This is a genomic window from Aeromonas sp. 604176 (assembly GCF_049170755.1).
Classification (GTDB): domain Bacteria; phylum Pseudomonadota; class Gammaproteobacteria; order Enterobacterales; family Aeromonadaceae; genus Aeromonas; species Aeromonas veronii_A.
Map to the genome: position 1 here is coordinate 1 of NZ_JAAKNE010000253.1, position 1347 is coordinate 1347.

A 1347-nucleotide genomic window follows, 5' to 3' on the forward strand; every position below is an offset into this window, starting at 1 on the left:
TACCTGCTGCTCTCCTACGTCATCTATCACCAGGGGATGGTGCCGCCCCATATCGCGGCGGGCATCAACCTCAACTTCTGGCCGGCGGGCCCGATTTTCCGCCACGGCGGCGCCTTCTTCATTCGCCGCACCTTCAAGGGCAACCCGCTCTACAGCACGGTATTCCGGGAATATCTCAACCTGCTGTTTGCCAAGGGTTACTCGGTAGAGTTCTTCACCGAAGGCGGTCGCTCCCGTACCGGCCGTCTGCTACCGCCCAAGACCGGCATGCTGGCGATGACCCTGCAGGCGATGATGCGCGGGCTGGACAGGCCGGTCACTCTGGTGCCCGTCTATCTGGGTTACGAGCACGTGATGGAGGTGAACACCTACCACAACGAGCTCAAGGGCAGTCGCAAGGAGAAGGAGAGCTTCCTGCAGGTGCTCGGCATCCTGCGCAAGCTGCGCAACTACGGCCGTGGTTTCGTCAACTTCGGCGAGCCACTGACTCTCAACAGCTACCTGAGCGAACATATCCCCGACTGGAAAAAGCACATCGGGGAAGAGGAGCGTCCGGAGTGGATGGCGGGCACCGTCAACAATCTGGCCGAACTGCTGATGACCCGCATCAACGGCGCGGCCGCGGTCAACGGCCTGACCCTGAGTGCGCTGGCGCTGCTGGCCGCCGAGCGCCACGCCCTGACCCGCGACGAATTGCAGGCCCAGCTCAACACCTATCTGGATCTGCTCAAGGCGGTGCCCTACAGCCCGCAGAGCACCATTCCGGATGAGGGTGCCAAGACCCTGCTGGATCAGGCGATGGAGCTCAACAAGTTCGAGGTGAGCGAGGACAAGCTGGGGCAGATCATCAGTCTCGACCGCTATCAGGCGATCCTGCTGACCTACTACCGCAACAACATCCTTCACCTGTTTGCCATGCCCTCTCTGGTAGCGGCACTGATCGAACGGTGCGAGGGGATCTCCCGCAGCGAGATCATGGCCCGCTGCATCGACATCTATCCGCTGCTCAAGACCGAGCTGTTCCTGCGTTATGAAGAGGAGGAGCTACCGGCGCTGGTTGACAGCCTGCTCGACGCGCTGCAGACCCAGCAACTGATCGAGACCCGCGATGACGGCTACTGGGTCAATCCGGCCAACCAGATGCGCCTGCTGCTGCTGGCGGAGAGCATTCAGGAGACCCTGCAACGCTACGCCATCGTGCTGACCCGGGTGTTGGCCCAGCCTCATATCGAGGCGGAGCAGCTGGAGGCGGACGGCCTGATGATGGCAGAGCGCCTCGGCACCCTGCACGGCATCAACGCCCCCGAGTTCTTCGACCAGAAGCTGTTCAGCACCCTGATCCACACC

The 1347-nt window shown here is 62.1% G+C and carries 1 protein-coding gene; it reads left to right on the top strand.

All coding sequences use genetic code 11. The features are described 5' to 3' along the window. On the top strand, positions 1 to 1347 hold a 1347-nt coding region (gene plsB / locus G5358_RS21130; protein ID WP_421324886.1), incomplete at both ends, for a glycerol-3-phosphate 1-O-acyltransferase PlsB.